This window comes from Microbacterium sp. M3 (assembly GCF_033548675.1).
GTDB classification, from domain to species: Bacteria; Actinomycetota; Actinomycetes; order Actinomycetales; family Microbacteriaceae; genus Microbacterium; species Microbacterium arthrosphaerae.
This window is the reverse complement of the sequence record NZ_JAWTZT010000003.1, coordinates 317,046-342,000: the sequence shown is the minus strand read 5'-3', so window position 1 is coordinate 342,000 and position 24,955 is coordinate 317,046. Positions and strand designations below refer to the sequence as shown.

The 24,955-nt window shown below is 70.1% G+C and carries 20 protein-coding genes; 13 read left to right on the top strand and 7 right to left on the bottom strand.

Annotated features, from left to right (window positions below; all coding sequences use genetic code 11):
• The first annotated feature begins 9 nt into the window (after positions 1-9).
• The 4 genes from R8Z57_RS11335 to R8Z57_RS11320 are packed head-to-tail and all read left to right on the top strand — an operon-like array spanning position 10 to position 4,020.
• Complete coding sequence (locus R8Z57_RS11335; protein WP_318353871.1) at positions 10-462, top strand: GtrA family protein; 453 nt, start codon at positions 10-12, stop codon at positions 460-462.
• Positions 459-2,426, top strand: coding sequence for a hypothetical protein (locus R8Z57_RS11330; RefSeq protein ID WP_318353870.1), 1,968 nt, complete (start codon positions 459-461; stop codon positions 2,424-2,426). Before R8Z57_RS11335 ends, R8Z57_RS11330 begins: the two co-directional genes overlap by 4 nt.
• Positions 2,427-2,467: 41 nt before the next feature.
• Entirely contained in the window at positions 2,468-3,274 is an 807-nt protein-coding gene (locus tag R8Z57_RS11325; protein WP_318353869.1) for an ABC transporter permease, read from the top strand.
• Positions 3,274-4,020, top strand: a complete 747-nt coding sequence (locus tag R8Z57_RS11320; RefSeq protein ID WP_318353868.1) for an ABC transporter ATP-binding protein — start codon at positions 3,274-3,276, stop codon at positions 4,018-4,020. Before R8Z57_RS11325 ends, R8Z57_RS11320 begins: the two co-directional genes overlap by 1 nt.
• On the opposite strand, the gene R8Z57_RS11315 is transcribed toward R8Z57_RS11320, so the two are convergent.
• The 5 genes from R8Z57_RS11315 to R8Z57_RS11295 form a co-directional block, all read right to left on the bottom strand.
• Positions 4,005-5,117: a glycosyltransferase family 2 protein gene (locus R8Z57_RS11315; protein ID WP_318353867.1), complete on the bottom strand. Its 1,113-nt coding sequence runs from the start codon at positions 5,115-5,117 to the stop codon at positions 4,005-4,007. The genes R8Z57_RS11320 and R8Z57_RS11315 overlap by 16 nt on opposite strands.
• 22 nt (positions 5,118-5,139) lie before the next feature.
• A complete protein-coding gene (locus tag R8Z57_RS11310; protein WP_318353866.1) occupies positions 5,140-6,117 on the bottom strand; it encodes a glycosyltransferase in 978 nt (325 codons plus the stop codon).
• Between the two features lie 168 nt (positions 6,118-6,285).
• Positions 6,286-8,367 (bottom strand): acyltransferase family protein, encoded by a 2,082-nt coding sequence (locus tag R8Z57_RS11305; RefSeq protein WP_318353865.1) that lies wholly within the window; start codon positions 8,365-8,367, stop codon positions 6,286-6,288.
• Positions 8,368-8,520: 153 nt separating this feature from the next.
• The gene (locus R8Z57_RS11300; protein ID WP_318353864.1) at positions 8,521-9,876 is read right to left on the bottom strand and encodes an O-antigen ligase family protein; all 1,356 of its coding nucleotides are present in this window, start codon (positions 9,874-9,876) and stop codon (positions 8,521-8,523) included.
• A complete protein-coding gene (locus R8Z57_RS11295; RefSeq protein WP_318353863.1) occupies positions 9,873-11,366 on the bottom strand; it encodes an O-antigen ligase family protein in 1,494 nt (497 codons plus the stop codon). The genes R8Z57_RS11300 and R8Z57_RS11295 overlap by 4 nt, the downstream gene beginning before the upstream one ends.
• 133 nt (positions 11,367-11,499) lie before the next feature.
• Here R8Z57_RS11295 and manA point away from each other — a divergent pair, with 133 nt between their 5' ends.
• The 4 genes from manA (at position 11,500) to R8Z57_RS11275 (ending at position 17,595) form a co-directional block, all read left to right on the top strand.
• Positions 11,500-12,696, top strand: a complete 1,197-nt coding sequence (gene manA / locus R8Z57_RS11290; protein ID WP_318353862.1) for a mannose-6-phosphate isomerase, class I — start codon at positions 11,500-11,502, stop codon at positions 12,694-12,696.
• 198 nt (positions 12,697-12,894) lie between these two features.
• On the top strand, positions 12,895-13,221 hold the full coding sequence (locus R8Z57_RS11285) for a WhiB family transcriptional regulator (protein ID WP_318354084.1): 327 nt from the start codon (positions 12,895-12,897) through the stop codon (positions 13,219-13,221).
• Positions 13,222-13,306: 85 nt separating this feature from the next.
• Positions 13,307-16,192, top strand: coding sequence for a glycosyltransferase (locus R8Z57_RS11280; protein ID WP_318353861.1), 2,886 nt, complete (start codon positions 13,307-13,309; stop codon positions 16,190-16,192).
• On the top strand, positions 16,189-17,595 hold the full coding sequence (locus R8Z57_RS11275; RefSeq protein WP_318353860.1) for a DUF5719 family protein: 1,407 nt from the start codon (positions 16,189-16,191) through the stop codon (positions 17,593-17,595). The genes R8Z57_RS11280 and R8Z57_RS11275 overlap by 4 nt, the downstream gene beginning before the upstream one ends.
• A gap of 3 nt (positions 17,596-17,598) precedes the next feature.
• Here the strand turns inward: R8Z57_RS11275 and R8Z57_RS11270 are convergent, their stop codons facing one another.
• The gene (locus tag R8Z57_RS11270) at positions 17,599-18,039 is read right to left on the bottom strand and encodes a metallopeptidase family protein (RefSeq protein ID WP_318353859.1); all 441 of its coding nucleotides are present in this window, start codon (positions 18,037-18,039) and stop codon (positions 17,599-17,601) included.
• Positions 18,040-18,269: 230 nt separating this feature from the next.
• On the opposite strand from R8Z57_RS11270, the gene R8Z57_RS11265 reads away from it, so the two are divergent.
• On the top strand, positions 18,270-18,476 hold the full coding sequence (locus tag R8Z57_RS11265; protein ID WP_045301176.1) for a DUF3499 family protein: 207 nt from the start codon (positions 18,270-18,272) through the stop codon (positions 18,474-18,476).
• A gap of 73 nt (positions 18,477-18,549) precedes the next feature.
• Entirely contained in the window at positions 18,550-20,046 is a 1,497-nt protein-coding gene (gene ahcY / locus R8Z57_RS11260; protein WP_318353858.1) for an adenosylhomocysteinase, read from the top strand.
• Positions 20,047-20,064: 18 nt separating this feature from the next.
• On the opposite strand, the gene R8Z57_RS11255 is transcribed toward ahcY, so the two are convergent.
• Complete coding sequence (locus tag R8Z57_RS11255; protein WP_318353857.1) at positions 20,065-20,910, bottom strand: RDD family protein; 846 nt, start codon at positions 20,908-20,910, stop codon at positions 20,065-20,067.
• A gap of 16 nt (positions 20,911-20,926) precedes the next feature.
• On the opposite strand from R8Z57_RS11255, the gene R8Z57_RS11250 reads away from it, so the two are divergent.
• The 3 genes from R8Z57_RS11250 to katG all read left to right on the top strand — a co-directional run bounded on the left by R8Z57_RS11250 (position 20,927) and on the right by katG (position 24,909).
• The gene (locus tag R8Z57_RS11250) at positions 20,927-21,922 is read left to right on the top strand and encodes a stage II sporulation protein M (protein WP_318353856.1); all 996 of its coding nucleotides are present in this window, start codon (positions 20,927-20,929) and stop codon (positions 21,920-21,922) included.
• Between the two features lie 162 nt (positions 21,923-22,084).
• Entirely contained in the window at positions 22,085-22,555 is a 471-nt protein-coding gene (locus R8Z57_RS11245; RefSeq protein ID WP_318353855.1) for a Fur family transcriptional regulator, read from the top strand.
• A 41-nt stretch (positions 22,556-22,596) separates the two neighbouring features.
• Positions 22,597-24,909, top strand: a complete 2,313-nt coding sequence (katG, locus tag R8Z57_RS11240; protein WP_318353854.1) for a catalase/peroxidase HPI — start codon at positions 22,597-22,599, stop codon at positions 24,907-24,909.
• Positions 24,910-24,955: the final 46 nt, after the last annotated feature.

Sequence of the window (24,955 nt, the reverse complement as noted above, 5' to 3'; positions counted from 1 at the left end):
GGACGTCGGATGCGTCGTCTGCTGTGGCAGTTCGCTCGCTTCCTGGTCGTCGGGCTGGTCTCGTTCGCCTTCGACTATGGCCTCTTCTTCGTCCTGTACCACTACTTCGGGGTGCAATACGTGGTGGCGAGCACGATCTCGTTCTCGCTGTCGCTGGTGCTGAACTACATCCTCACATTGCGATTCGTCTTCGACGCACGACGCGATCGCAACATCGTGAAGGAGTTCGCGATCTACATCGGGCTGAACATCGTCGCCCTCGGACTGAACCAGCTCATCCTCTTCCTCACGGTCGACTCGCTGGGGGTCTCCCCGCTGGTCGGCAAACTCATCGCCACCGCCGTGGTGCTGGTCTACAACTTCATCTCCCGCAAGCTCCTCATCGAACGTCCGGGCGCCGCGGCGTCGCGGACCGCTGGCGATGGGATCGGAACCCCGGAAGCAGGCAGCAGTCCCTCATGACCAATGCAGAACTCGGACCGGAGCCTGCCGCAGCCGGCGGTACCCGCATCGGCCGCTTCGTCGATCGGGGTTGGGCGCGTGTCGACGGGGCGTGGGCGTCTCTGAGCAGCGGCGTGGCCGGCAGTCCCGCCGGCCAGTGGTGGAAGCGTGTCGAGCAGCCGAACGCAGCGGACTGGGCTCTCCTCGCCGCGATCTGTGCCCTCGCAGCCGTCACGTTCCTGTACGGCGACGTGAAGGCGACGTTCGAGCACTCGTTCAACTTCCTCGACGCGGTTCTGGCCGGGCGCCCGCGCGACTTCTACCAGATCGCGATCGAGAACTCCACGTTCGGGCATCCGGCTGTCTACGACGTTCCGATCTACGCGATCTTCGCGGTCTGGAACCTGCCGACCTACCTGCTTTATCGGTATGCCGATTTCGACTACCTGACCTCGACTCCGGCGCAGCTATGGCTCAAGCTGATGCTGATCCTCTTCGCGCTTGTCGCCACGTGGCTCGTGGTGAGGATCGCGAAGACGCTCGGCATGACGTCCAAGCGCTCCAAGTGGGTCGCGTTCTATTTTCTGTCGTCGATGAGCCTGTTCGTGCCGGTGTTCGTCATCGTGCAGTACGACATCATCTCAGTGACGTTCATGCTCGCCGGACTGAGCGCGTACCTGAAGGGACAGACTCGGGCGTTCCTGCTGTGGTTCCTCGCGGCGAACACGCTGAAGCTGTTCGCGCTGTTCATCTTCATCCCGCTCGTGCTGCTTCGCGAGAAACGGCTGCCGCGCGCGTTCCTCCAGATTGTGTTCGGCGTGCTCGGACTCGCGCTGTGCCGACTGCTATATCGCGGCGACCTGGCGTTCCAGGCATCCACTGGCGGCTTCACCGACATCATGCTGGACCGCCTGCGCATCGCGGGATTCGCCTGGCAGTCCGACATCTTGGTCCCGATCTTCGTCGTGTTCATCGTCGGACTCGCGATCTTCGCGTACGCGAAGCGACCGACCTCGCAGCGGGAGCTTCAGGCGTTCGCGCTCTACCTGTCGCTTGCGGCGTTTCTGGTCTTCTGTGCGGTTGTTCCGCTGAACCCGTACTGGATCGCCCTCGTGGCCCCGTTCTCGATTCTGATCATTTTCGCGAATCCGCGCTTCCTGACGCTCAACTCGCTGCTCGAAGTGAGCATCAGCACCTCGCTGTTCCTCATCTACATGCTCGTCGGCTACTCGATGTACAACGCCGGCATGTTCAACGACCTCCTGTTCGGTCAGTTCATCCCACCGGCATCTCCACAGCGATTCAGCACTCCGGGTCAGATCCTCAACGCGCTCGGCATCAGCGGCAACATCGTGATCTTCCTCGTCGGCTTCATGATCGCGTGCGTCCTCGCCGTCCTCATCGTGAACTATCCGCGTCCCGAATTCGTGGCGGGGATGCCGAACGCCCAGACGATCAAGCGGAGCGTCGTGTGGATCCGCCTGGCCGCGCTCGTCGGATTCATGTCGCTGCTGTTCGGCATGTATCTAATCCCCGCGCGGCCGACGGTCTACTCCTCTACGAGTTCGGCGCCCGAGCTCACAGAGACCGACATCCTCGCGCCGAATTCGGATGTGCAAGAGGAGCTCGAGTTCGACACTGCTGTGACGGTCGACACCATCAAAGTCGGACTGGACGCCTCGGCAGTGACCTGGATCGACTCGGCTGCGATCACCCTCACCATCACCGATGAAGACGGAAGTACTGTCTTCTCGGGTGCGAAACCGGCGAACTCGATCGGGGTCGGCCTGGCCGCATTCCCTGCCGGCGGGCTGTCTCTCGACGCAGGTGAGACCTACACAGTGCGGCTGTCGGGTTTCGATTCTGAGGGCGCGCCGGCGTACGTCCAGGTGAACCCCGATCAGGACCGATTCCTGACCACCGAGAACGGCCGGCTCATCGACGGCGATCTTGTGATGGTGTGGGAAGGCACGACGGCGCCGTAGCGCCGATCGGTGCCCGATCCCGCGACGTTAGACTCGACACTGTGACCACAGCCGCCGTTGGCGCTCCCGGATCCGCCCGGCGCTATCTCCACTCGCTGTGGCTCTTGTCGGCGCGCGATCTCAAGGTGCGCTATGCGACGAGCGCGTTGGGATACCTGTGGTCGATCCTCGATCCGCTGGTGATGAGCGGGATCTACTGGTTCGTATTCACTCAGATCTTCCACCGGACCGTGGGGCACGAGCCGTACATCGTGTTCCTCATCACCGCGCTCCTTCCCTGGGTGTGGTTCAACTCGTCGGTCTCGGACTTCACCCGAGCCTTCAACAAGGATGCGCGGCTCGTCCGATCGACGGCGATTCCGCGCTCGATCTGGGTGAATCGCATCGTCCTCAGCAAGGGGGTCGAGTTTCTCTGCTCGTTGCCGGTGCTCGCGCTCTTCGTCGTGATCGCCCAGTTCTCCGCGACTCCGGCGCAGCTGAACTGGGGTCTGCTCTGGGTGCCCGTCGCCATCGCGCTCCAGGCGACGCTGCTGGTGGGCCTCGGGCTTCTCGTGGCACCGCTCTGCGTGATCTGGAACGATCTTGAGCGCACCACCAAACTCATCCTGCGGGCTCTCTTCTATGCCTCCCCGGTCATCTACGGCGTTGAGGACCTGCCCGGCGCTTTCGAGACGATCGCGGCCTTCAACCCGCTGTCGGGCATCTTCGCTCTCTACCGTGTCGGCTTCTTCGCCGAGGAGTGGGATCCCTGGATCATCAGCGTCGGCGCGGTGATGACCGTCCTGCTCTTCGTGCTGGGGGTCTCAGCGTTCCGCCGACTCGAGCGTCCCGTGCTGAAGGAGCTGTGATGACCTCGTCTGGACTCGCGATCGAGGTGCGGAGCATAGGCGTGCGCTTCCGTCGTAACCGCCGCGGCCGCCGGAGCATCAAGGACCTTTTCTCCGACTCGTCGCGGCGTTCGAAGCCCGGCGAGTTCTGGGCGCTTCGCGACGTGAGTTTCGATGTGAAGCCAGGGGAGTCGATCGGAGTTGTCGGCCGCAACGGCCAGGGGAAGTCAACCCTCCTCAAGCTCGTGGCGGGAGTGCTCCTGGCGGACGAAGGTTCGGTCTCGGTCAACGGCGGCGTGGCGCCGCTCATCGAGATCACCGGGGGCTTCGTCGGCGACCTCACCGTGCGCGAAAACGTCCGGCTGACGGCGGGACTGCACGGGATGTCCAAGGCTGAGGTCGCTCGTCGCTTCGACGGCATCATTGACTTCGCGGAACTCGGGGACTTCGTCGACACCCCCTACAAGCACCTCAGCAACGGCATGAAGGTGCGGCTGGCATTCTCAGTCGTGTCGCAGCTCGAGGAACCGATCCTCTTGGTCGACGAGGTGCTTGCCGTCGGCGACAAGGCGTTCCGTGAGAAGTGCTACACGCGAATAGACGAACTGCTCGCCGACGGTCGCACGCTGTTCTTCGTGTCCCACAGCGAGCGCGACCTGCGCCGCTTCTGTACTCGGGGGCTCTACCTCGACAAGCATCGTCTGGCCTTGGACGCCCCTATTGCCGAAGTGCTCGACCGCTATAACACGGACTACTCGGCGGGCTGAGCCGCATCCTTCCGGCGACGCGTGGGGAGGATCCGGTGGAACGCGCGCCGGAGGCTGGGGAAGAGTGAGTAGTGGTGGGAATAGTTGGCCATCGCCATCTGCAGCTGACGAGTCTGATCCTCCATCCGCGCGGCGAGGCTCGCCTCGATCTCGCCGATCCGGACCCAGGTGTCGTGGCGTGACGACGCGAACTGCTCGTCCAGGTACCGCGCGAGATAGAGCAGCCCGCCGATGCCGTTGCGCTCGATGTACTCCCGGATCGCGCGGTCGCGGAGCTCCCGATCCGTCTGCCGGTGCAGCTCTAGGTCGCCGATGACGCTGTTCGCGAGTGCGCCTTCGTTCTGCGGCCGCTGACGCCAGAACGCCAGCGTCTCGCCTTCGATGTACCCGATGGGTCCGAGGCACGCCAGCTTTAGCATCATGTCCCAGTCGCCGAGAACCGAAAGCGAGGGGTCGAAGCCTCCGGCGGCCTCCACCGAGGCCGAGCGCAGCAGCAGGCCGATAGGCGGGATGTGCGCGGCGTGGAGCAGGTCGAACAGGGAGATCCGTGCGAACGGCGGGCGGATGGCCTCGGTACGCAGATCGACGATGGCGTCGTCACCGACCCGCTCCTGGACGATCTCGGTGGCAACGGCGACGGCCACCTGATGGGGGTGATCGTCCAGCCAGCTCACCGTCCGGGCGAGGAATCCGGGCGCCCAGGTGTCGTCATCGTCGTGAATCGCGGTGAACTCGACCGCGGTGTCGGCGAAGGCCATCTCCAGGATGGCGTCGCGTCCGATGGGATGATCGGTGTCGATGACTTCCCAGCGGTGCGGGAACCGATCCGATCGGCTTCGGATCACCTCATCCAGGACCGCGCGGTCCCCCCGGTGGTTGAGGATGACGATGTCCCACTCCCGGTACGTCTGGGCCAGGATGTCGTCCAGAGCGCGGGCGAACAGCACCGGTCGATCATGGGTGCGAATCACGATGCGAACGCGGGCTGCGGTCGGGTCGGGTTGCAACGGGGCTCCTCTCGGATGACGTCGAGCAGTTTCGCCCCTCGCTGCTTCAGTGGCGTGGACCCGGGCCGATCGTCGTCGATTCGAGTCCATTATCGCTTCTGGGTGACGAACATCAAACGATGTGCGGTTCCAGAGGCGGCATCGGCCGCCAGGACCCATCCTTGGAGATCCTGCGCCCGTCCCGAAGGCCTCGAACGAGATTCGACGTGCCACGAACGGTGCGCTCGACGAACAGCAGGCGGATGAGCTCCTTGCCGAACGTGAGCGTCGTCCCGAGGCCGAACGCGATCGGGTTGTACACCTCGAGCGCGCGGTAGTACTTCTTGATGTAGGCGCGGTTGCGCATGATGTAGTACCGGTACGCGTTGCTCGACGCGTTCATGTGGCGTATGCCCATGTCCCACTGCTTGATCTCGCGCGTGCGGCGCAGCACGAACTCGTCGACGATGACCGATTGCGTCTTGCGCGACGCGAGCCAGCCGTACATCTGGTCGTCCCAGTAGATGAAGAAGCGGGGGTCGGGCAGGCCGATCTGCTGCACGATGTCGCGGTGGATGAACATGCCCTCGAAGCATCCGGAGTTCATCGGCTTGAAGCCGGACTCGTCGAACTCGGCGGGGGCGAACGGGATGGGGATGCCCATCCGCTCGGCGACGCGGTACTGCCAATAGAAGGCGCTGCCGTCGTAGTCATAGCGGCGGCCCTGGATGCTCTTGAAGCGCGGCGCCCACTTGCCCATCTTGGCCAGGCCGTCGGGGATCACCTCGACGTCGTCGTCCATCAGCCAGATCCACTCGGACCCGAGCTCGTAGGCGACCTTCATACCCTCGCTGAAGCCGCCGGAGCCGCCGGTGTTCGTCTCCATGCGCCGGTAGACGAGCCTCGCGGGCTCCAAGCCCTCACGGAACGACTCGACCACGTCGGTGGTGTCATCAGTGGATGCGTTGTCGACGATCACGATGTGGCCCGGCTTCGGATCCATCGTCGTGATGCTCGTCAGCAGGCGCGCGAGCAGACCCGAGCGGTTGAAGGTGACGATGGCGATCGTCGCTGTGGAGGGATCGAACCGATCGCTGGGGGCATGAGTCACAGGGGAGATTCTCCGAGCGAGGGGTGGGGGTCGCAGATGCATCGACCGGCACAAGCCTACCTGCTCCACCTGTGCGACCGACGATAGGTAGGCGCCGGTGTCGGCCCCACGAGAGGCAGCGTGGGGCGTGCGACCGATCCGTGTCCTGCTCGACCATATCCGGCCACATCACTCCGACACGAGCGCGGCGTTCAGGCGCTCCGCAAGGTAGGGGGTCATGGTCCGCAGGTAGGTCGCGGTCAGGTGACCGTCCGCGTCCCGATACACTCGGGTGCCACCGGTGATAGCGGGACATCCGGCGTCGTCGCACAGCAGATCGACCGTCGCGACGTGTGCACTCGGCGTCAGGTCGGCGATGCGCGAGAGGGTGTCGGGCATGGTGAAGGCCTCCGCGAGTCCGGTGTCGCAGCGGTCTGTACCAGGATCGAGGTCGATGCGCTGAGCGCAGTCGATCGATCCGACCGCCGGGATGGGCACCGACTCGAGCACCACGACGCGAGAGCCCGCGTCGACAGCGGCCTGCCACATTGCGGCGGCGCGGTCGACAGTGGCGTCGTCCCAATCGTTCATCGCCTTCCGCGAGCTCGCGGTGAGCACCAGATCATAGGGCGAGTCGCCGATCAGACGCGCCTGGGCGAGGTTGGACTGCTCCTCGCAGGGCTCGCCCTCGTGCGGCGCCCATTGGCAGCCCCACCCCACGTACGTCGAGATCGTCCAGTTCAGCTCCGGCGCGAGCTCTCGAAGCACCGGGATGTACATCGCCGCGTGGCTGTCGCCGATCAGCGCCACCCGTGTCGCATCAGGGGAGGAACTGCCGAACGTGCAGCTCGCGGGGGCATCGTCGCGGTTGCGCCAGCATTCGGCGGTGAAGGCGCCGCCGTCATCGGAGGCGATCGTGTCACGGGCAGGGACGACGCCTGTCGCCCGCTCGCAGGAGTCGGTGGGCAGCTGGAGGGAGACGGCGCCCGGGCAGTCGATCCGACCCGCCGCAGGGGGTGTTGGCGGATGCAGCGCTACGCCGCGGGATGCAGGCGGCGTGGCGGTAGCCGGCTCGCGTGTCGCGATGACGGCGGTGCTCGCCAGCACGACCAGCATGGCCAGCACGATGGCACTGGCGCGCCCTTCCGGGCCCCGGAGCAGGTCGGAGCGCGTCTCGAGCCATGTCGACCGACGGACCGGAGTCTCGACCCATCGGTAGGTGAGCTCGGAGAGGATCAGCGTCGCCACAAGGATGCCGACGCCCGACGCCCAGCCTGACGCGACGATCGACGGCGCGAACACGACGAGAGGCCAATGCCACAGGTAGATCGAGTAGGAGCGGTCGCCCAGGTAGCCGGCCACCGGATTGGTGAGAGGGGCGGCGACGCGGCCGTAACCCGAGCGAGCGCCGGTCCCTGCCGCGAGCGCAATCGCGGCGCCGATCACGGGCGGCAGCGCGTTGACGCCTGGGAAGGTCGACTCTGGGGTCAGCGTGAAGGCTGCGACGAGGATCATCGCGATCCCGGCGTAGAGCAGCACTGGGCGGATGAAGGCGGGGATGCGCCCGAGCCACGGGGTCGCCAGCGCCAGCAGAACGCCTACGCCGAGTTCCCAGAATCGTGACAAGGAGGAGAAGTACGCCGACTCCGGCAAAGCCACGGAGTCGAGCACGCTCCACGCGAAGCTCGCGACGGTGATCAGCGCGACCACCCCGGTGGTCGCGCTGCGGCGGGACCGCACGAGGATTGTGCCCAGGATGAGGGCCAGGGGCAGCAGGATGTAGAACTGCTCCTCCACCGACAGCGACCAGAAGTGCTGGAGAGGGGAGGGGGGCAGTGCTTGCGCGAAGTAGTCGGTCTCGGTCGCGGCGAATCTCCAGTTGGACACGCCCAGCGCCGCCGCGACAGCGTCCCACCAGGTCGAGCGGGCACGATCAGCCGGGAACAGCACGAACGCGATCGCGCACGTTGCGGTGATGACGAGCGCGGAGGCCGGGAGGATACGGCGGGCCCGGCGCCGGTAGAACCCGCGCAGCGAGATGCCGCCAGTGCGGTCGCGCTCCCGCAAGAGGAGACGGGCGATGACGAATCCGCTGACGACGAAGAACACATCGACGCCGATGAAGCCGCCCGAGGGGATGTGGAAGATGTGCGCGGCCAGAACCAGCGTGACCGCGAGGGCGCGCATCCCCTGGATGTCGGGACGGAAGGAGTCCTTGGCGGCGGCTGCGGCCGGCTTGCGGGGGCTGGCCCGGACGTCGGTGGCGGTCAAGGTGTCTCCAACACGATCTCAGCGAGAGCCCCGGCGCGTCGTGTGGCGCGACGCTCCGAAATGGTCGCGCGCCCCGCCCTCGCCGGGAGGGGGCCGAGGACATCATGGCATCGCGCTTCCGCACTCCGGACTGCGGCGCCGGTGGCAGCGAGCTTACCCTGCCATGCCCTGCTCTCCCTGGGCGTGAGGCAGACCCGAACCGCTCCCGGAGCCCGGCCCGTCGGCATCCGTCCCGTTGTCGATCTTCTCCCGCCACGAGCGGGACTGACCCGCACGAACGGCGCACAGGACGAGCATGAGCCACCCCAATCCTGTCAGCGTGAAGCTCTCGAACATGGAGTTCACGAGCAGCGCCACGAGCATGAGCGGCGTCCACGCGTACACGACCGAGCGGCGCTCGCCGGCCACCAGCCACGATCGCCCCAGAGCGAGCGCCCCGATGGCCAGGAAGAGCACCAGTCCCACCCACCCGAGCTGCAGTGCGACGTCGAAGTAGGCGTTCAGGCCGGTGGCGTGGTCGGTGTCGAGCCAGAAGTTGATGGCGTTGAACGGATACTCGCCCTGGTTCCAGACGCCGAACCAGCCGAATCCCTGCACGGGGCGCTGCCGGAGGATGTCGACCATGAAGTTCCACAGCTCGACGCGCATCGAGAAGTCGGTGCCGGCACCGAGCAGGGCGATGATGGGATGCCGCGCCGCATAGCCGACGAAGACGCCGATGACGACGAGGGCCCCGAGCGCGAGCTGGAGGCCCGCGCGGCGCTCGGGGCGCGCGTGGCGCACGAGGGCGAGCGCGCCGACGGCGAGGCCGACGCCGAGAGCGAGCACGACGACGGTGGGGGAGTCGCTGAGGACCGCCAGGCCGCCGGCCAGCACGACCGAGGCCACTGAGAGCCCGGGCCGCACCGACTGCGTGCGGTACTCGATGAGGAACGTGATCAGCGCGAGCACCGCGACGAAGCCGAGCAGGTTGCGCGTGCCGAAGATGCCCTGGATCGGTCCGAGCTGCGCCAGGTCGCCCTGGATGCCGAGGAACGCGAAGGGGACGTCGAGCAGGATGCCCGACAGCACCTCGAGTGCGAGCGAGACGGCGAGCAGCGCGCGCAGCACATCGCCGAGAGCCCTCACGGTCTGCAGCGTGTCGCGCACGTGGCCGATGACGACGGCGAGGAAGGCCATGGTGGCCATCGACACCCAGCTCCAGAACGACGTGCCGACGTCGCTGCTCCAGAAGATGCTCACGAAGGCCCAGCCGACGAAGATCACGACAGTCGTCGGCACCAGCCGCAGCAGCGAGAGCTCGCGCCTCCGCGCGGCCATCACCCCGATGCCGAGCACGCACAGCCCGGACACGATCGTGACGTACGTCACGCGCCCGGCGACCCGCTCGATGGCGAAGGCCGAGAAGACGGCGCCGAAGACGACGAGCGTGAAGGCCCGGGCGAAGGATGCCGACGCCAGCAGTGTGCCCAGCCAGCCGGGCGATGCGGAGCGCGGCGTGTCGGTCACGTGCTGCGCCCAGCCGGCCGATCGGTGCTGTCCGCCCGATCGGCTCTGTCCGCCCGATCGGCTCTGTCAGGCTCGGCGGCGCGCCCCTCGGGATCGACACGGCCGACGCGCTCGCCGCGTTCGATGGCGGCGCTCTGCTCGGCAGGACCGACGCCGACGTGCGGCGACTGCTTGATCTTCGCGCCGAGCATGACGACGAACAGCCAGCCCCACAGCAGGAGCGGCGTGGACTCCGCCAGCCCCTGCACCAGCAGGATCGCGCCCACCAGGGTCGGCAGCAGGGTGATCGGCGAGTAGGGGCGGTCGGCCCGGAGATCCCAGCGGGGCCGGTCGACGGCGAAGAACCACGAGCGCCACACGAACGCGAAGTAGAGGAGCGCGAGCAGCACGACGCCGATGATGCCGAGCTGCATCGCCACGTCGACCCACATGTTGTGCGCCTGCATCACCGTCTGGCCGTGGTCGATGATCCACTCGTCGAACGCCGGATCGGACGGCACCCACGGCGTGGCGAAGCCCCACCCCAGCCAGGGCCGCTCGGCGGCGCGGGAGAGCACGGACTCCCAGATGCGCTCGCGTCCGGTGAGGTCGGCACTGCGTCCGAGCGCGGTGAAGATCGTGTCGCGCAGGAGCCACAGCGACACCAGGCCGCCCACGCCGACGACGACGTAGCCCACGTAGAACTTGGTGCGCTCGCCGGGCTTGGTCGCGCGCCGCATGAGCAGGACGGTGACGAGCACGACGGCGACGGCCGCCGCGGCGAGGTAGGCGGTGGCGGAGGACGCCCGGACGAAGAGGAAGGCCGACAGCCCGATCCAGACCCACAGGGCGACGCGCCGTGGCGCGCCGGATGCCAGCCGGATGGCGAAGACGATGATCGCCAGGAGTGCCACCGGGGCCAGCAGATTCGCGTTGCCCATGACCCCCTGGAGGCGCCCGGGGAAGTCGAAGAGGTTGTTGCGCGACCAGTACTCGATCGGGTCGTCGGCCTTGTCGACCACGAATCCCGGCAGGACGGGCTGCTGGATGACGACCGCGACCCACAGCTCGAACAGCAGCGACAGTGCCATGACCCACTTCAGGGCCGACGCCACCGCGCGGACGAGCTCGCGCCAGGTGAGCACGCTCCCGATGAACAGGGCCTGCAGCGTCGTGATGTAGAGCAGCAGCAGCGTGAGCGCGGTCGCCTGCGGCCACGCCGACCACGCGAGCGAGAGCGTCGCCCATGCGACGTAGGCGACGACGAACCACGGCAGGCGCCGCCATTGCACGGGCGGGCGCAGCACGATCCACAGCACCGCCGACAGCACGCCGCCGGCGATGGTGATCACCGCGGCCGGAAGCTCGCCGAAGGCGTTGACCCAGGCGGTTCCCGACAGTGCCATGAAGAGCACGAAGATGCACCAGCCGCGCAGCATCAGGTGGCCGGTCTTCTCGCGGACCGGCGGTCCCGGCGGCGCCGACGCCGGGTGCTTCGAGTGGACGGCCATCGCCTCACAGATTACCCGGGCGGCCCGGTGAATCCTCTGCCCGTCGCCCGGTCGGAGGCGTTTCGTCCCGCTTCGCCCGCTCAACGACCGGACCGGCGTGAAGGCGCCAGTCGCGCCTCGTTAGGCTGAGCGGGTGCTGATCCCGCTCGCCAACGCCCCCCGCGACTACGCCTGGGGCGCGACCTCCCTCATCGCAGATCTCGAAGGCCGGGCGCCGTCCGGTCGTCCGGAGGCCGAGGTGTGGTTCGGCGACCACCCCGGCGACCCCGCCGAGACGCCCGACGGCCGCACGCTCGACCGGTGGATCGCCGAGGACGGCGCCGGCGCCGGGATCGACGCGCCGCTGCCGTATCTGCTGAAGCTGCTGGCCGCGGCATCCCCCCTCTCCATCCAGGCCCACCCGTCGAAGTCGCAGGCCGAAGCGGGCTTCGCGCGCGAAGAGGCGGTGGGCACGCCGCGCGACGCAGCCGAAAGGACCTACCGCGACGCCAACCACAAGCCCGAGCTCATCGTGGCGCTGAGCGACACCTTCCGCGCGCTCGCCGGGCTGCGCGAGATCGACGACACGCGCCGCCTGGTCGCCGCGCTCGGACCGGGAGCCGCGCCCCTCGCCGAGCGGCTGGCGCAGACGGATGCCTCGCTCGCGGCGATCATCGGCTGGCTCCTGTCGGACGGGGCCGACGAGGCGCGAGCTGTCATCGCGGCGGCCGTCGCGGCGGCGCGTTCGTCCAGCCATCTCGGCGCCGTCGGGACCGCCGAGGAGACGGTGCTCGGCGAGTTCGCCGCCGAGCTCGAGCTGGCCCGCACGCTGGAGGAGGGGTTTCCGGGCGACCCGGGGATCGTCGTGGCGCTGCTCATGAACCTCGTGACGCTCCGCCGCGGCGAGGGCCTCTTCCTGCCGGCGGGCGTGCTGCACGCCTACCTCGAGGGGCTGGGCGTGGAGCTGATGGCCGCGAGCGACAACGTGCTGCGCGGTGGACTGACACCGAAGCACATCGACGCGGAGGAGCTCGTCCGGGTGCTCGACCCGGAGCCCGGGCTGCCGCCCGTCGTCATCGGGCGCCCGGTCGGAGAGGGCGTGCACCAGTACGACGTGCCGGTCGCGGACTTCGCCCTGCTCGCGGTCACGCCGCCGCCGCTCGGCGTCGACGTGTCGCTGGACGGCCCCGCCATCGCGCTCGCGACCGCGGGCGCGCTGACCGTGACGGCGCTCGCGTCGGGGGCGAGCGAGACCCTCGAGCCGGGGCGCGCGGTGCTGGTCACGCCGGACGAGAACGGCGTCCGTGTCGCCGGGCAGGGGGAGCTCTTCATCGCGCTGCCGGGACGGTGAACGGCACGCGATCCCGTTTCTCATCGGACCGTTACACACGGCGACACGCCGTCGGCGCGTCGTGAAGGTTCAAGAGGCGGTTGAGCCTTTACTATCTGCGACTTGACCTCGGTGAACTACACGGGTGTAATTATCGGTACACGCACCAGCGTGAAGCAGGATCGCAGTACCGAGCAGGATCACGGGGGTGAGAACGACATGACGGTTTCGCAATTCCGTTCCGGCGTTCCCGACGACTGGTTCGTCGATCCGGTTCAATTGGGGGTTCCGGGGGTACGCCGCAACATCGACGCGGACGAGGACAATCCGCTCGCATGGCAGACCGACGCACTCTGTGCGCAGACCGATCCGGAGGCGTTCTTCCCCGAGAAGGGCGGCTCGACGCGCGATGCCAAGCGCATCTGCACGACCTGCGACGTGCGGGGCGAGTGCCTCGAGTACGCGTTGCAGAATGATGAGCGGTTCGGCATCTGGGGCGGTCTGAGCGAGCGCGAGCGTCGCAAGCTGAAGCGCCGAGCGGGCTGAACGCACGCCGGTCGGCCGGTGGATCCGGCCGACCCGGCGCGTTCGCCCCGAGCGCCTGCGAGGGCGCGCCTAGGCTGACGAAGACATGCCCACTGCCTCGTCGAATCCCGTGACGTCGAACACGTCCAACCGCGTGCACGCCGTGCTGGTCGTGCGTCCCGACGGTCGCACTCCGGCGGCGTTCCATCTGCGACGCACGATCGCCGCGCTCGGCGAACAGGTGCGGCCGGTCGACGCGCTGACGATCGTCGTGTGCGGGGGAGACGACCACCTCTTCGAGGTGGCCGGCACGGCCGCCGCGGCGGAGATCGTGACGGCGCCGGCTTCGACGGGCTTCGCCGCCGCGACGGCCCTGGCATCCTCCGAGCTGGAGGGCGGGGCGCTGTGGCTGCTGGCGCAGGACACCGCACCCGAGCCCGACGCGCTCGCCCGGCTGGCCGGGGAGCTCGAGCGATCTCCGTCGGCGGCGTTCGTCGCCCCGAAGCTCGTGCGCTGGGACGACCGCTCCGAGATCGTGTCGCTCGGCGTGGGGATGACGCGTTTCGGACGCACCGTGGGCCTCGCCGACGGTGAGCTCGACCAGGGGCAGCACGATGCGCGGGAGGACGTGCTCGGGTCTGACGTCCGCGGCATCCTCGTGCGCACCGACGCGTGGCGGCGCCTCGGCGGGCTGGACCGCGGCCTCGCCGGCGCCGACGAGGGACTCGATCTCGGTGTGCGGGCCCGCTTGGCCGGCGGCCGCGTGTCGCTCGTGCCCGGCGCGCTGGTCGCCACCGCGGGCGACGGCGTGGCCGGCCTTCCCGCCCCGCTCACGCCGCAGCGTCAGCGCCGCGCCGTCTATGCCGAGCGAATCGCGCAGCTGCACCGGCGCCTCACCTACGCGCACGCGGCGCTCGTGCCCCTGCACTGGCTGTCGCTGCTGCCGCTCGCGCTCTGGCGCACGATCGTCGACCTGGTGCGCAAGCAGCCGGGCCGCATCGCCCCCGAGTGGGGTGCCGCCGCCGTGGCGATCGTGAGCGTCGCCGCCGTGTGGCGGGCGCGACGGCGGCTGGCGCGGGCGCGCACCGTGTCGTGGGCGCAGGTCGCGCCGCTGCGCACCACCAACAGCGAACTCCGCGAGCGGCTCGACGACGAGCCCGAGCTCGCGCTCGGCGGCACCCGGCGCACCGACCTGCGGTTCTTCGCGGGCGGCGGCGCGTGGCTGGTGCTCGCGGCCCTCGTGCTGTCGATCGCGGCGTTCCCGGCGCTGCTGGCGTGGCCCGTGCTGGGTGGGGGAGCGCTGCAGCCCCTCGCGAACACGGTCGGGCAGCTCTGGGAGGATGCCGCCTTCGGGCAGCGCGCACTGGGGCTCGACACCATCGGGCCGGCGGATCCGTTCGCGGCGGTCGTCGCGGTGATCGGGTCGCTCGCGCCGTGGGCGCCGTCGCGGGCGCTGGTGCTGCTGTGGGTGCTCGCCCTGCCGCTCGCCGCGCTCGGCGGCTGGTTCGCGGCCACCCGCGTGACGGAGCGATCGAGCCTGCGGCTGCTGGGTGGTGCGGTGTGGGCGCTGGCGCCGACGCTGCTGATCGCGCTCACGCAGGGCCGCCCGACCGGCGTGATCGTGCACCTGCTTCTGCCCTGGCTCTTCTACGCCGGGTCGGTCGCGCACCGGTCCTGGTCCGGCGCCGGAGCGGCTTCGCTCCTCCTCGCCGGGGTGGTCGCGACGGCCCCGTCACTCGCGCCGGCGCTCGGGGTGATCTGGGTCGGCGCCGTGGTGGTCGCCGTCGTCGTCCGCGCCGGTCGCGGCGTCGCGCGCCTGGTCTGGGCGCTCGTGCCCTCGCTCGCGCTCGCCCTGCCGCTGGTGTGGAGCGCCGTGGCGGACGCGAGTTTCTGGGGGCTCGTCGCCGACCCCGGCGTGCCCTGGGCCGGGCCGCAGGTCGCCGCCGACGCCGCGGGTCGCGCGCTCCTGGCCGCCGGCATCCCCACCCCCGATCTCGCCGGCTGGACGACGCTCGCCGACGGCGCACCGACGTGGTGGGTGCCGCTGCTGAGCATTCCGCTCGCGCTGCTGGCCCTCGCCGCCCCGCTCACGCAGCGCTGGGCCGTCGGCACCGGGCTGCTCGTCGTGACGGCGCTCGGCCTCGGCACGGCGTTCGCCGCCGTCGGCATCTCGGTCGAGTTCGTCCAGTCGGTCACCGTGCCGCTGTGGCCGGGCACCGGCCTGAGCCTGGCGTGGCTCGGCGCGCTGGGCGGCGCGCTCGTCGCGCTGGACGCCGGGCTGGCGCCGCGCGTCGCGCTGGTGCGCGGCCTCGCGGCGACGCTGGTGCTCGCCGGAGCCGTCGTGCTCGCGGTGCCGTCTCTCACGGCGTTCGCGCGCGGCGTCGCCACTCTCGCCAACGGCCCGGCCAGTACGCTGCCGGCATTCGTCGCCGCCGAGGGGCGCGACGACCCCGATGTCGGCACCATCGTGCTCACCCCGCAGGCGGACTCGGGCGTCGCGGCGCAAGTGGTGTGGGGCGCGAGCGAGACGATCGGCGGCCAGGCCACGATCCTCTCGACGCGCACGCAGCCGTCGGCGCAGGACGACGAGCTCGCCGACCTCGCCGCCGACCTCGTGACGCCGTCGTCGGACGACGTCGTGGCGGAGCTCGGCGACCGGGGGATCGGATTCATCCTGCTCGCGCCGTCGACGCCTCCCGAGACGGATGCCGCGCGCACGATGCGGCTGTCGGCGATGACCGCGCTCGGCCAGCGCGACACGCTGGTGGTGGTGGGCGACACCGCCAAGGGCGAGCTGTGGCGCGTCGTCGACGAGGTCGCCGACCGGCCGGCGGAGCCCGCATCCATCGCCACGCTGGCCCGATGGCTCGCGATCGCACAGTTCGTCGTCTTCGGCATCGCCCTGCTGCTGGCCGTGCCGACCGGAGCGTCGATCCGCGAGGCGCGCCGGACCCCGCGCGTCGTGGGACCCCACTGGCAGGAGGGCCGATGAGCGACCGCCGCGTATTCCGCTGGGCCACGACGAGCGCCCGGCTGCTGATCGGCACGGCGGTGTCGATCATCGCCGTGGTCGCGGTCGTCACCGCCGTCTCGGTGCCCTGGCCGACCGTGGTGCGCGAACCGCTCAGCGTGCCCGCCACGCCGGCGCCCGCGGCATCCGTCATCGCGTGCGACGGCCCGTTGCTCTCGATCGGGCGCGACCCGTCCGACGCCGACGCGCTGACGGTCGCCGCGCCGCAGTCGGTCGTGGGCGGCGCCGCCGAGGGCGAGGCGCCCGAGGAGCAGCGCCTCGAGACGACCGGGATCGGCCCCGGCCCCCTGGCCTTCGTCGCGCAGCCCTTCGACGGCCGGGCGGTCGACGTCGCGGCGACCGGCTCTGCGACCATCTCGGACGAAGACCTCGCCGGCTTCGCCGCCGCCGCGTGCCGCCCGCCGCTGCTGGACTCGTGGCTCATCGGGGGATCGGCGGCGACGGGTGCGGCAGATCTGGTGCTGCTGGCGAACCCCGGCTCGGTGCCGGCGACCGTGCAGCTCACCGTCTACGGCGCGACCGGACCGCAGACGCCTCCGGGCGGTGCCGACCTCATCATCCCGCCCGGCACGCAGCGCGTGGTGCCCCTGGCGGGCATCGCCCTCGGCGAGGAGACGCCCGTCGTGCGCGTCTCGGCAGTGGGCGCCGCCATCCATGCGTCGCTCCAGACGAGCATCACCCGCACACTGACGCCCGGCGGCGTCGACCAGGTCGGACCCGTCGCGCACGCCGAGACCCGGCAGACGATCGCCGGCGTCACCGTCACGGCCCCCGACGACGAGGACGGCGCTCCGGAAGAACTGACCGTGCTCCGGATGCTGGCGCCCGCGGCGGCGACGACGGCCCGCGTCACGGTGGCCGGCGTGGGGCGTGGCGAGCCGCTCCGCGAGCCGCAGGACGTGGCGCTCGAGGCGGGTCTGCCGCTGGAGCTCGCCCTCGACGGCCTCGCGCCGGGGTCGTACACCGTCACCGTGGAGGCCGACGCGCCGATGCTGGCGGCCGTGCGGCAGGCGACCGGCGTGCAGGAGGGCGACGACTTCGCGTGGTACACGCCGGCGCCCGAGGTGTCGGTGCCGTCGCTGTTCGCGACGCCCGGCGGACCGACGCCCTCGCTCACGGTGATCAACCCCGCAGGAGAGCCGGTCGCGGTCTCGGTGACGGCGGTCGACGGCGGCTCACCCCTCGACCTCACGATCCCGGCGAACGGCTCGCTCGAAGTGCGTCTGGGCGCGCGAACGGTCTACCTGCTCGACCCCGCGGCGCCGGTGCGCGCCGGGCTGTCGTTCGCGGGCGACGGTGCGCTCGCGGGCGTGCCGATCTGGCCGGCCGACGTCGCCACCCCCGCGATCGTCGTCTACCCCTGAGCGTCAGAAATACCGGAAGCGCTCGGGGCCGAGGTCCCACGGGTCGCGGTCGAGGTACTCCGCCGCCGCGCGGAACACGGCGCCCTCGACCAGCATGCGCCGGTGGAGCTCGTCGTCGCGGTGCAGGTGGCTGAGCCGCTCGATCGGCAGGCGGTACAGGATGATGCGCTGCTCGGCGGGCAGCACCGTCCACCGCGGGATGCCGTCGGCATCGGTGGCCGCGGGCATGTCGGCGACCTCGAAGCGCACGTCGCGCAGCTCCGGCCAGGCCGACCGCAGGAACTCCGCGGCGGTGCCCACCGACAGGTCGAACCGGTCGACCCGGGTGTCCAGCGGCGGCAGCGGCGGGCGCACCACCGAGCTGCGGCCTTCGCGGCCGTGCCGTCCATGCCGGGACGCGCGCCGCGGCGCGCGCTCGCTGGTCCGGGTCCGACGCCACGCCATGCCCCCATCCTAGGTCTCGGCCGGTTCAGCTCGCCTGTCACGAAGTACTGGGCTGAGCAGCACAACGCGACAGGTGTGCCAGTCGAGTGAACGATGCGGGTCGCTCGCCTGTCACGAATCGCCGTGGGGAGCAGCGCATTGCGACAGGTGAGCAGCGTGCGTGCGCGTTCGCGGAGTCGTGCGGCGCGGCATCCGTCCCTCTGTCCGGAGTGCGCGATAGCGTCGAGCCGATGCGCGAGAGAGTCTGCTCCAAGGTCGGGTGCGCCCGTGAGGCCGTGTCGACCCTCACCTACGACTACGGCGACCAGATGGCCGCGCTCGGCCCGCTCGGCGCCGCTGGCGACCCGCACGCGCACGACCTCTGCGCCATCCACACCGACCGCCTGTCTGTGCCCAAGGGCTGGGTGGTCGTCCGGCACGAGACCCTCCGCGCCTGAGTCGCCGGCGCGTCCGCTCCCGCCCGCGTCGGGAGCAGCCGTCGCGCCGCATCGCGCGTGGGAGAATGGGCGGATGCCGACCCACACGTCCGTCGCCCCCGAAGCCGCCGCCACCCGTGAGCCCGTCGACGGGCTCGACTTCGAGGTCGCCGACCTCTCGCTCGCCGAAGCCGGCCGTCATCAGCTGCGGCTCGCCGAGAACGAGATGCCGGGCCTCATGGCGCTGCGCGAGGAGTACGGCCCCTCGCAGCCCCTGAAGGGCGCCCGCATCGCCGGGTCGCTGCACATGACCGTGCAGACCGCAGTGCTCATCGAGACGCTCGTGGCGCTCGGCGCCCAGGTGCGCTGGGCGAGCTGCAACATCTTCTCCACGCAGGACGAGGCCGCTGCCGCTGTCGTCGTCGGTCCGACGGGCACCGTCGAGGCGCCCGCGGGCGTCCCGGTGTTCGCCTGGAAGGGCGAGACGCTCGAGGAGTACTGGCGCCTCGCCGACCGCATCTTCGACTGGAGCGCCGAGGGCTTCGACGGGCCCAACATGATCCTCGACGACGGCGGCGACGCCACCCTCCTCGTGCACAAGGGCGTCGAGTTCGAGGAGGCGGGAGCGGTGCCGGATGCCGCAGCCGACGACTCCGCCGAGTACCGCATCGTCCTCGACACGCTCCGCGCCAGCCTCGCACGCGACCCGCAGCGGTTCACGCGCATGGCGGGCGACCTCCTCGGCGTCACGGAGGAGACCACCACCGGTGTGCACCGCCTCTACGAGCTGGCCGCCGCGGGCGACCTGCTCTTCCCGGCGATCAACGTCAACGACTCGGTGACGAAGTCGAAGTTCGACAACAAGTACGGCATCCGCCACTCGCTGCCCGACGGGATCAACCGCGCCACCGACGTGCTGATGGGCGGCAAGGTCGCCTTCGTGTGCGGATACGGTGACGTGGGCAAGGGCGCCGCAGAGGCGTTGCGCGGTCAAGGCGCCCGCGTCATCGTGAGCGAGGTCGACCCGATCTGCGCGCTCCAGGCAGCGATGGACGGCTACCAGGTCGCGCGCCTCGCCGACGTCGCCGGGCAGGTCGACATCCTCATCACGGGCACCGGCAACAAGGACGTCGTGACGGTCGACGACCTGCAGCAGCTCAAGCACCTCGCGATCGTCGGCAACATCGGCCACTTCGACAACGAGATCGACATGGCGGGCCTCGAGTCCCTGCCGGGCGTCGAGAAGGTCGAGATCAAGCCGCAGGTGCACGAGTGGCGCCTGCCGAACGGGCGCAGCGTGCTGGTGCTCAGCGAAGGCCGGCTGCTCAATCTCGGCAATGCGACGGGGCATCCGTCGTTCGTCATGAGCGCGTCGTTCACCAACCAGGTGCTCGCGCAGATCGAGCTCTTCACCAAGCGCGACGAGTACCCCACCGCCGTGTACACGCTGCCCAAGCACCTCGACGAGAAGGTCGCGCGTCTGCACCTCGACGCGCTGGGCGTGCAGCTGACGACGCTGAGCGACGAGCAGGCGGCCTACATCGGCGTCCCTGTCGAGGGCCCCTACAAGCTCGACCACTACCGCTACTGACGCCGTCCGGTTCAGGAGTCAGCGGGCGGGGAAGCCGCGCGGCGGGCCCGACACCGGCGCTGCGAGCGCGTCGGCGCGCGCGGTCTCGAGCCGCAGCGCCCGCAGCTCGCGCTCGCGGCGCACCGCCACGACGGCGATGAGGAAGGTCTCGGGGTCTGCCGCGGGCACGGGTGAGACGTGGGCAGCCGCTTCACGGGCGAGGGATGCCGCCACCCGCGCACGTGCGGACGGCTCCATGCTGCGCGCGGACTGCGCGAACTGCGCGAGCCGCCGGGCGAGGCGCTCGGGCAGGCGCGCGACGTCGGCGATGCGGGCCCAGTCCGCGAGCGCCGGCGGCACGCCGTACGAGGTGTCGGGAAGGCGCGGGGTGCGGGTGCGCTCGGAGTAGGTGCCGGCGAGGAGATCGCCGAGCCGCTGCGACCGCGGCGTGAACGCGCCGACCAGGGCCGCGACCGCGCCGAGGGTGAACCACAGCTCGAAGACGCCCACGAGGGCCCGGATGAACGCGTGACGGAAGCCGGCGGCTCCGCCGTCGGTGCGGACGATGCGTCCGCCCACGGCGAGCTTGCCGAGACTGCGTCCGCGCGTGGTGGTCTCGACCACCGTCGGGATCACCACCATCACCACGACGATCATCACGATCGTGATGATCGGGACGACCGCGTCGTCGATCGCGCCGACCGAGCTGAGCCACCCCGCGGCCCAGAGGAAGAGCAGCAGCACCAGGACGCCCAGCAGCATGTCGATGAGCACCCCGAGCGCGCGCAGGAAGAACCCGATGGGCTGCACGTCGAGGGCGACGGCCTCGCCGGTGAGCACCTCGTCCTGATGGATGTCGACGATCGCGGGGTGCGGGGCGGTCATGGCTACAGTAAAGCGCATGGACCTCGACGCGCTCACCGCCGCCCGGCGTGAGGAGTGGGCGCGTCTGGACGAGCTCAGCCGCACCCGGCGGCTGAACGGCGCCGAGGTCGACGAGCTGGTCACGCGGTACCGCGCCGCCTCGGCCGACCTCGCGGACGCGAAGACGTCCGTCGGGCGGAGCGTCCAGAGCGACCACATCTCGACCATGCTCGCGCGCGCGCGGCAGCGCCTCACCGGTGCCCCCGACAACGTCATGCGACAGATCCCGCGGTTCTTCGCGCTGCAGCTTCCGGCGGCGCTCTACCGGGTGCGGTGGACAACGCTCGCGATCGCCGTCGGCTTCGTGCTCGTCGCGACGGTCGTCGCCCTGTGGATCTCGGGCGACGAGGCGCTGGTCGCGAGCCTCGGCAGCGCCGCGCAGCTCGAGCAGTACGCCGAGAACGAGTTCACGGACTACTACAGCGAGAACCCCGCCGCGGTGTTCGCCGGCACCGTGTGGACCAACAACGCCTGGATCGCGGCGCAGTGCGTGCTCTTCGGCATCACCGGCATCTGGCCGATCATGGTGATGGTGCAGAACGCCGTCGGCGTGGGGACGGCCGCCGGGGTCATGACGGCGTTCGATCGCGCCGACGTGTTCGTGCTGTACATCCTTCCCCACGGCCTGCTCGAGCTGACGTCGATCTTCGTGGCCGGCGCCGCGGGACTGCAGATCTTCTGGGCGTGGGTCGCGCCTGGACGCCGCTCGCGCGGCGAGGCGCTCGCCGCGGCCGGCCGGTCTCTCGCCACCATCGCGATCGGCCTCGTCATCGCGCTCGGCGTGTCGGGTCTCATCGAGGGCTTCGTGACGGCCCAGCCGTGGCCCTGGCCGGTGAAGATCGGTATCGGGGCCGTCGCGCTCGGGCTCTTCCTGGCCTACATGCTCGTGGTCGGGCGCCGGGCGCACCGCCTCGGCGAGACCGGCGATCTCACCGAGTACGAGGCCGGCACACCGACCCTCGTCGCCGGCTGATCTCGTGGGCCCGCTGGCCCTCGTCCCTGCCGAGCCCGGTCGGCTGCGTGGTTTCGAATCGCTCACTTTGCAGCCGCGAGGCGACGAACGGTGCAAAGTGAGCGATTCGAAAGCGACCTCAGTACTGTTTTGAGTTACTCAAAACAACGGTAGGCTGGGGGCATGCCCCCGCACACCCACGCCGACGCGCACGCCGTCGACACGGCGGCGCGGCTCAGGGCTGCGGGCCTCAGGGTCACCGACTCGCGCCGAGCGGTCGTCGAGGCGCTCGGGGAGCGCCCGCACGCCAGCGCCGAGGAGCTGTTCGCCGTCGTCGCCCAGACCGTTCCCGGCACCAGCCTGCAGTCCGTCTACAACGCGCTGGGGGACTTCGTCGACGCCGGGCTCGCACGACGGATCGAGCCCGCCGGTCGTCCGGGGCTCTTCGAGCTGCGCGTCGACGACAACCACCACCACCTCATCTGCTCGTCGTGCGGCGCCGTCGAAGACGTCGACTGCGTCGTCGGCGCCGCGCCCTGCCTCACCCCGTCCGACGCGCACGGCTATGCGGTGCAGGTCGCCGAGGTGACCTTCTGGGGCGTCTGCCCCGCCTGCTCCGCCGACCGCGCCGCCGCGGTGCCGGCAGCATCCTGAATCCTGTCCGACCTATAGCCCATCCCGATTGGAAGGAAGCCATGACCGACACCAACGACACGATCCCTGAGATCGGCGAGGACCTGCCCGGCGCCGACCAGGCCGTCACCCCGATCGACACCCCCGTCGACGAGCGCGAGGACGGCGAGACCCGCCCGCGCCCGAACGAGGCGGAGTCGTGCCCGGTCATCCACGGCGGCGGCCAGCCGCACCCGACCACGGGCAACGCTAACAGCGTGTGGTGGCCGAACCAGCTGAACCTCAAGATCCTGGCGAAGAACCCCGCGGTCGCGAACCCGCTGGGTGAGGACTTCGACTACAAGGCGGCCTTCGAGTCGCTCGACCTCGCCGCGGTCAAGGCCGACATCGCCGAGACGCTCACCACCTCGCAGGACTGGTGGCCCGCCGACTTCGGCAACTACGGCCCGCTCATGATCCGCATGGCGTGGCACAGCGCCGGCACCTACCGCGTCACCGACGGCCGCGGCGGCGGCGGCGCCGGGCAGCAGCGCTTCGCGCCGCTGAACAGCTGGCCCGACAACGTCAACCTCGACAAGGCGCGCCGCCTGCTGTGGCCCGTCAAGAAGAAGTACGGCCAGTCCCTGTCGTGGGCCGACCTCATGATCCTCGCCGGCAACGTGGCGCTCGAGTCGATGGGCTTCCAGACCTTCGGGTACGCCGGTGGCCGCGCCGACGTGTGGGAGCCGGACGCCGACGTCTACTGGGGCCCCGAGACCACATGGCTCGCCGACGAGCGCTACTCCGGCGACCGCGACCTCGAGCGTCCGCTCGCGGCCGTGCAGATGGGCCTCATCTACGTCAACCCGGAGGGCCCCAACGGCAACCCCGACCCGCTCGCGTCGGCGCGCGACATCCGCGAGACCTTCGGCCGCATGGCGATGGACGACGAGGAGACCGTGGCGCTCATCGCGGGCGGCCACACGTTCGGTAAGACCCACGGCGCGGCGCCCGACACGAACGTCGGCGACAACCCCGAGGCCGCGGGCCTGGAGGAGCAGGGCCTCGGCTGGAAGAACGGCCACGGCACCGGCAAGGGCGACGACACCATCACCTCGGGCCTCGAGGTGACGTGGACGTACCACCCCACCCGCTGGGACAACGAGTTCTTCCACATCCTCTACGCCTATGAGTGGGAGCTCATGCGCAGCCCGGGCGGCGGCCACCAGTGGCGCCCGATCAACGGCGGCGGCGCCGACATGGTGCCGCTGGCGCACTCGAACGGCCGTCGCGAGCCGCGCATGCTCACGAGCGACCTCGCGCTGCGGATGGACCCGGAGTACGACAAGATCTCGCGCAAGTTCAAGGACGACCCCGAGGCCTTCGCCGACGCGTTCGCCCGCGCATGGTTCAAGCTGACCCACCGCGACATGGGTCCCATCGAGCGCTACCTCGGCGCCGAGGTCCCCGCGGAGGAGCTGCTCTGGCAGGACCGCGTCCCCGCGGTCGACCACGAGCTCATCGACGCGGCCGACGCTGCGGCGCTCAAGGCGCAGATCCTCGAGTCGGGCCTCACGGTCTCGCAGCTCGTCGAGACCACGTGGGCGGCGGCATCCTCGTTCCGCGGCAGTGACAAGCGCGGCGGCGTCAACGGCGCCCGCATCCGCCTCGCCCCGCAGAAGGACTGGGAGGTCAACAAGCCCGCCCAGCTCGCGACGGTGCTGGCGAAGCTCGAGGAGGTCCAGGCCTCGTTCAACGACGGTCGCACCGACGGCAAGAAGGTGTCGCTGGCCGACCTCATCGTGCTCGCCGGCAACGCGGCGGTCGAGAAGGCGGCCAAGGACGCCGGTGTCGAGGCGGAGGTCGTGTTCCACCCGGGCCGCACCGACGCCACGCAGGAGCAGACCGACGTGCAGTCGTTCGCGTTCCTGGAGCCGGCCACCGACGGGTTCCGCAACTACTACGGCCCGAACGCATTCATGCCCGAGGAGCACCACCTCATCGACCGCGCGAACCTGCTCACGCTCAGCGCGCCGGAGCTCACCGTCCTCGTCGGCGGCCTCCGCGTGCTCGGCGCGAACTGGGACGACTCGGACTACGGCGTCTTCACCGACCGCAAGGGCGTGCTCACGAACGACTTCTTCGTGAACCTGCTCGACCTCGGCACGACGTGGAAGCCGCTCGACCCGGGCGCCCACGCGTTCTCGGGCGCCAAGGACGGCTCGGGCGAGCCGGTCGGCATCGGCACGCGCGTCGACCTGCTGTTCTCCTCGAACTCCGAGCTGCGCGCGGTCGCCGAGGTCTACGCCTCGGACGACGCGAACGAGAAGTTCGTGCGCGACTTTGTCAAGGCGTGGGGCAAGGTCACCGAGCTCGACCGCTTCGACCTGGTCTGATCCGGCACGCAGAAGCGGCCCGTCCCCTCTCGGGGGCGGGCCGCTT